At 56.7% G+C, this 6,534-nt stretch carries 5 protein-coding genes; all 5 read left to right on the top strand.

Going from position 1 to position 6,534, the window contains the following annotated elements; translation table 11 throughout:
• The first annotated feature begins 808 nt into the window (after positions 1–808).
• The 5 genes from RIE53_02070 to RIE53_02050 all read left to right on the top strand — a co-directional run bounded on the left by RIE53_02070 (position 809) and on the right by RIE53_02050 (position 6,530).
• Positions 809–1,087, top strand: a complete 279-nt coding sequence (locus RIE53_02070) for a type II toxin-antitoxin system Phd/YefM family antitoxin (protein ID MEQ9103465.1) — start codon at positions 809–811, stop codon at positions 1,085–1,087.
• 380 nt (positions 1,088–1,467) lie between these two features.
• Positions 1,468–2,406, top strand: coding sequence for a carbon-nitrogen hydrolase family protein (locus tag RIE53_02065; protein ID MEQ9103464.1), 939 nt, complete (start codon positions 1,468–1,470; stop codon positions 2,404–2,406).
• A gap of 1 nt (position 2,407) precedes the next feature.
• Positions 2,408–5,317, top strand: coding sequence for a glycosyl hydrolase family 28-related protein (locus RIE53_02060; protein MEQ9103463.1), 2,910 nt, complete (start codon positions 2,408–2,410; stop codon positions 5,315–5,317).
• Positions 5,318–5,360: 43 nt separating this feature from the next.
• Positions 5,361–5,714 (top strand): hypothetical protein, encoded by a 354-nt coding sequence (locus RIE53_02055; GenBank protein ID MEQ9103462.1) that lies wholly within the window; start codon positions 5,361–5,363, stop codon positions 5,712–5,714.
• 9 nt (positions 5,715–5,723) lie between these two features.
• Entirely contained in the window at positions 5,724–6,530 is an 807-nt protein-coding gene (locus RIE53_02050) for a hypothetical protein (protein MEQ9103461.1), read from the top strand.
• The last annotated feature ends 4 nt before the right edge of the window (positions 6,531–6,534 follow it).

The raw sequence follows: 6,534 nt of genomic DNA, 5'->3' as shown, positions 1-6,534 counted from the left end.
TGTCGGTGCTGTTCCGGATATTGGACATAACCCGTTGGGTGTTGCATGGAACTTGTTTGTTCGCACCATCAAGATACCAATTATATGCAACTTAGCCCAACGGGTTTTTTGTGTCCGTACGTCAGAATCGCACAGCTTAGGCGGTAATAAGAAGCTTGTCAGAGAATAGAATCTGGATAACATCTTGCCAACTCACTGTCGGTATGCCCAGGGATGAGGATCCGGACAGTGGGACGACGGGCTTTGCTATTTCGCATCGGATTAATCGAACCAATGATCGAGCCCAAACTGTTTTCGGCAGAGTAATTGACGGGTGGGAATACGCTCTCTTGATGCCCGCCGCGACTGCAAGTGACTCCTCAACGTGGACTATTATCGATTCGGTACGCGTCGCTGCGGATCTTCCACCCAGTGATCGGACCCCATATATGATGACGGATACTGGCTCGAAGGATTTTCCGGCACTCTTGGACGTATTGCGCAATCACCCCGACCCGTGGTTCATGGACAGGCCAGTCCGATTGAATAATTGTGTTCCTTGGATAGCAAATATCCGTGAGGGTACCGTCGACAAATGAAAGAACCTGAGTCCAGCAGTTCCTTCTGCTTCTGATTGGAAGGATAACAATGCAATGCTGATGACTCCCACTACTCGGGGTGCTGGTCTGGGAGGTTTGTGACTCGTAGACTTCGACAAGCGGCCGCGTCGGCTCGCCGCAAATCCGCCAGCCGTTATCCGCATTTCGGAACACACTGAGAACGGTGCTGTAAATGGTACATCAGACAGTCTTTCTAACGGTGTAAGTCCATGGGAGCCATTCCAGCCATTGTTCCTATATCCGAGCTTCGTCAAGACGCTGCCGGCGTAATCAAGAAGACCAGGGCGACGCAAGAGCCGGTCTTCATTACACAGCGAGGAAAGGCAACGGCTGTACTGGTCAGTGCCCAGTCCTATGAGCGGACGCAGTATGAGCTTGAGCTACTCAAAGCGCTCGCCAAAGGCGAAGCAGAGATAAAAGAGGGTAAAGGCATCCCTATGGAGGAGGTCTTTCGCAAAGCAGATGAGTTGCTACGTAGCGACAGATGAACGTGCTCTTTACTCCGCAAGCCGAGGCGCAATGGCTCGCTGCTCTTGACTACATTCGGAGTGACCGACCGACCGCGGCAATCGCTTTCAGAGACAAAGTCATAAAGAGTCTGAGCCGTCTGGAAGCTTTTCCGCAATCCGGTCGTCTCGTTCCGGAGTATCCGGACCCGTCGGTTCGCGAAGTAATAGTTTTTCCGGACAGGTTCTTCTATCGGATTGAGGGAGAGGCTGTTTGGGTATTCGCTGTATGGCACGAAGCCCAAGTACCGGAAGATCAGGATTGAAATGCGGATAACAAGCGCATTCTGCGGGCTCGCAGTTCTGGCGTCCTGAGCTGAGACCGGTTACTTTGTGGCGCATCTCATTTCAACAGCATCGAAATGGCCTTCGTCACGGTTGCCATCGTACAAGCGGAGGTTGCCTCCGACCTCGCATCGGCTCTGGAGCGCACCAACGCTCTCGCCGCGAAGGCGGCATCCGCAGGCGCACAACTGGTCGTATTCCCCGAGACGTGGATCCCCGGATATCCGGCGTGGCTGGACGTGGCCCGCGATGCGGCGCTCTGGGACCATGCCCCCGTCAAGGAGGCGTACCGGCGGATAGCCGAAAACAGCGTCGTCGTGGACGGCCCATCCGGCATGCGACTGCAGGAAATCGCTCGTGCGTCGGAGATAACGCTGGTCATCGGTGTCAGCGAGCGCGTCGAACAGGGGCCGGGTCGAGGAACGCTCTACAACACGTTGCTGACCTACGGCCCCGACGGTGCACTGCTGAACCACCACCGCAAGCTGGTTCCAACCTACACGGAGAGGATGATCTGGGGTGGGGGCGATGCAGACGGGCTTCGGGCGACCACAACGCCGGCAGGACGCATTGGGGGCCTGGTGTGTTGGGAGCATTGGATGCCCCTGGCGCGCCAGGCTATGCACCAGGCGGGCGAGGACATCCATGTGGCGGTATGGCCGACCGTTCACGACATGCATCAGTTGGCCAGCCGGCACTATGCGTTCGAGGGCCGCTGTTTCGTACTCGCCGCCGGCGCACTCATGCGCGCCTCCGCGCTCCCTGCCGAGCTGGAACTGCATCCCGCCAAAGTTTCCGATCCTCAGCAGTGGGTCCTGCGTGGGGGAAGCGCCATCATCGGACCGGACGGGAAATACGTGCGGGAGCCCGTGTACGAAGAGGAGGCCATCCTCCTTGCGGAGCTGGACCTGGGTCGCGTCCGAGAGGAAGGGATGACCCTGGATGTGGCCGGTCACTATCACCGTCCGGACCTGTTCGAATTCCGCGTTCTGGATAGCCACCGGGGGACTGTTTGACATGAAGCGAATCATCGTGTGCTTGGCCGTCCTTTTCTGTTCCTCGCTGACCATAAAAGCGCAATCCGTTTACACGCAGGTGCCGGATGACCCGGAAGCTCATTTTTTCACTTCCGACAACTTTGACATCGTGGCCGATGGCACGCACGACGTATCCGATGCGCTTCAGGCTGCCATAAACAGGCTGAAGAAGGAAAGGAATTTCGGAATTCTGTTCATCCCTGAAGGGAAATACCGCATCAGCCGGACCATCCATGTCCCCAAGGCCATACGCATTATTGGATACGGGGAAAACCGTCCGGAATTCATTCTGGGTGAGAACACTCCTGGCTACCAGGATGAAAACAACTACATGTTCTGGTTCACCAGCAATCTGGTAGAAGAAGGCCAGGAGCCCATGGATGCCAATCCAGGGACCTTCTACAGTGCCATTTCAAATGTTGATTTCCGGATAGAAAAAGGCAACCCGAAAGCCATTGCGCTTCGCACCCGTTTTGCCCAGCACAGTTTTGTGAGCCATTGCGACTTCCATATTGGCGATGGCTACGCCGGCATCTACAACCTGGGCAATGAAATCGAAAACCTGAAATTCCATGGAGGTGAGTACGGGATTTCCACGGGCCGGACGTCTCCGGGTTGGCCCATGATGATGATCGATCTGTATTTCGAGGGCCAACGAAAGGCGGCCGTCTTGAGCCGGAATACCGGTATGGCCATTGTTTCCATGCACGTGAAGGATGCGCCGGTGGGAGTGGAGCTTCAAGAGGGCGTTTCGGACCGGTTGTTTATGGAAAACAGCCTGTTTGAAAACGTGGGGACGGGGGTGATGGTTGGGGTTGAAAACGAAGCGACCAACCAGATCAACCTGCTGAACATCCTGTTCAGGAATGTGGATGTGCCCGTGTACTTCTCACCGAGCGGCACCGGCATTGATGGAATAGCGGATACCTACCGGATAAACAACTTCGTCCATGGCCTGGTCATGGATGACCTGGCTGATGATTCCGACTATGATACCGTCATCGATATGGAAGCCATCGATCGCGTCCCCGGAAAACTGGACAAGGTCATTCCGCACCTGCCGCCCATGGATTCGTGGGTGAATGTCAGGGATCATGGCGCGGTGGGTGACGGCAAAACGGATGATACGCAGGCCATCCAGGCAGCCCTTGCCAGGCACAAGAATGTGTATCTGCCAACGGGTTGGTATCGGGTCACGGAGACCCTCAAGCTGAAGGAAGGCAATGCATTGATCGGCCTGCATCCCTATGCCACACAGTTGGTGCTGGATGAAGGCGAGCGCAATTTCAGCGGGTTCGGGTCCCCCGTTCCCATGGTGGAGTCATCGGCCGGAGGAGGGGATATCGTCAATGGAATCGGTATCAATACAGGCGCATTCAACAGCCGTGCGGTTGGGCTGAAGTGGATGGCCAATGAACACTCCCTGATCAACGATGTGAAATTCGTTGGGGGACATGGCAACATGGCCAAGCCGGGCGAGCCGTCGGGGTATGTCCAGGAGATGGACAGGGCCTGGGACAATCAGTACTGGAGCCTCTGGGTGACCAACCATGGCGGAGGGACGCTTAAGGATATTTGGACGGCCAACACGTATGCCAGCACCGGCCTGTATATCAGCGACACCTCCACCCCCGGGAAGGTCTATGCCATGTCCATCGAGCACCATGTGCGTCAGGAAGCGCGCCTGAACCGTGTCGCCAACTGGAAATTCCATGCCTTCCAGTTCGAGGAGGAAGACCCGGAGGGTACAGAGGCCCAGACCCTGGATATCGCCGAATCCCGTGACCTGATGTTCGCCAATTTCTGGATGTACCGGACCATCCGTGTGAACACGCCCCGGCCGTGGGGTGTGAAGGTAGCCAACAGTCAGGGTATCGATTTCCGCAATATGCGCAGCTGGACGCAGGTGTTGCCCTTGCCGGAGCGCACGGTGTTTGACATGGACAGAAACCTGATTGCGTATCCGGGGGATTTTGCCAGGCTGACCGTAACCGGAGAGGAGGAAGCGGACCGCACGCCGGCGCCGAACCGTTCTGCCGAGCAACTGGGCTTCGGGTATGAATTCGCGACCGGCGCTGTTTCGGACCGTCAGGGAAACGTGTACTTCTGCGACTTCCACGGAAAGCGTGTGTACCGTTGGTCGGTGGAGACCAACACGATTTCCATCTATGCCGATTACCCGTACAAGCCGATATCGCTGGCCGTTGACACCCAGGACAATCTGATTGTAATCAGCCGCTACGATCCGCAGCCGGGCTTCGAGGATGACAACCATCCACCGACCATCGAGACCCTGCCGGACGACCAGCCCTATTACAGTGGCTGGGGAAATGGCGGCTGGGCCATTGTGGCCTATGCCATGAATTTTGACCGTGTGGATGACATGCAACCCCTGAAAATCGTGGAAACGAATAGGGTGCAGCGTGTGGAACGGGTCATCCACCCCACCCACCGATGGAGGGATGATTTCAGGGAGGTGGCCACGAGCCTGGCCGAGACCAGCTTCCTTGCGCCCGACGGCGTGACCATCATTCCGTACACGTTCGATCTCGGGCGCTCGGTATCGCTCATGGGCGTTACGCCAAGCCAGCGCGAACCGGTCTATGTGACCCATGAAGACGACAAGACCACCTACCGTTTTCAGGTGGATGAGAAGGGCATGCTCTCGGATATGACGCCGTTCGTGAAACGCGGTGAGTACAGCAATGTGTACGACCGCCAAGGCAACGTGTATGTCGCCGAAGGGGAAATCATTGTGCTTGATGAACACGGAGCCGAAATCAAACGCATCAAGCTGGACGAACGTGTGCATTCCATGACGTGGGGAGGCACGAACAACGATGAGCTGTTCGTAACCACCAGCACCTCCCTGTACAGGGTGAGGTTGTAGGTCGCTCCCAACAAAACCGGTCTGAAACGATTACTTTCCAGCCATGAAAGCATTGACCTGCATCGTGCTGATCAGCCTGCTCCCGTCCGTCACGGCAGCCCAGGATACCGTTCCCATTCCGATGGCGACGTCGAATGGAGAGGAGATTATCGAGGAAACGCTCCAGTTCATAAAAGAGGGTGGGACAACCATCGGTACCGCGTCCTCGGCAACGCGCAAGAGCTATGTGACGCGCCGGGGCGATCTCATCTGGAATTTTGGCTGGACCGGAGTAGGCGCCATGGAATTCGCCCGTATCCGGATCGGAACCGTCAAGTATTCCACGTGCGATCTGATCTGGGATACCGAGCAGCTCCGCGGAACGGATGGTTTCGGGAATCCGATTCCTGCACAATAGGTGGCAAACATGCGTACATCACGATCCTCCCTTTTTTTTGCGGCCCTTTTTTCACTGGCCGGTCTTGGTTGCGACGGCGCCGAGCTGCTGGAGGTCACGGAGCCTGACGTGCCGATTGCCGATACGGAGCACTTTTTCAGTGTCCTGGCCGATTCTACCGAGTACATCTGGCAGAACGAAACGATTTTCCGTTCCGGGGACCTTTCAGAATATTCCCGCGCATCGCTGATAACCGTTCTGGATTCAGACACGTTCGGGGGCATGGATGGCTGCAAGTTTTTCATTGCGGAGATGGAGCATCTCGGGGATGGATACGTGGGTGTGACCGGGCTGGTCGACTACCCGGACTGTCCCGGAGGCATCGATCTCAAGCCGGACACGTTCCAGGTGTATGGTGGGGATCACCGCATTGAGTTCCGTTCCGCATCGGGCGGATTCACCCTTCGCTCCATGTTTACGAGAGATCACGTTGAGGCCGGCCTGACCGGAAGCTGGACGCGGGATCGCGTGGAAACAGAGGAGACGGGACAGGTCGTCCCGAGTGGCTTCTTTGACCTGGACTTCCGGGCGGACAGACGTTTCAGTACGCTGGGTTCGTGCCGGAACGGTGTGCCAACGTGCACCATGAACGGTGGTGCGTTTTTCGGAGTCAGCGAAGACCGGTTCCTGACATATCACTTCGGCCCGGGCAGCCGGGAAGAACGCCTTCCCGAGGTCGACATTGATTTCATGTATGCGAGTTACTACAAGGTAGAGGGCGATACGCTCTCCCTGTGGGGCACGCCATTGGGGCATCGTCAGGTGTTCGTTCGGTGACCTG

The sequence above is a fragment of the Rhodothermales bacterium genome, from assembly GCA_040221055.1.
Taxonomy (GTDB): Bacteria; Bacteroidota; Rhodothermia; order Rhodothermales; family UBA10348; genus 1-14-0-65-60-17.
Note: the sequence above shows the minus strand (reverse complement) of the source record. Positions and strands in the feature narration are given on the sequence as shown.

Coding starts and splice junctions, on each gene's coding strand:
- RIE53_02070 (MEQ9103465.1), top strand. CDS start 809: ATGGGAGCCATTCCAGCCATTGTTCCTATATCCGAGCTTCGTCAAGAC.
- RIE53_02065 (MEQ9103464.1), top strand. CDS start 1,468: ATGGCCTTCGTCACGGTTGCCATCGTACAAGCGGAGGTTGCCTCCGAC.
- RIE53_02060 (MEQ9103463.1), top strand. CDS start 2,408: ATGAAGCGAATCATCGTGTGCTTGGCCGTCCTTTTCTGTTCCTCGCTG.
- RIE53_02055 (MEQ9103462.1), top strand. CDS start 5,361: ATGAAAGCATTGACCTGCATCGTGCTGATCAGCCTGCTCCCGTCCGTC.
- RIE53_02050 (MEQ9103461.1), top strand. CDS start 5,724: ATGCGTACATCACGATCCTCCCTTTTTTTTGCGGCCCTTTTTTCACTG.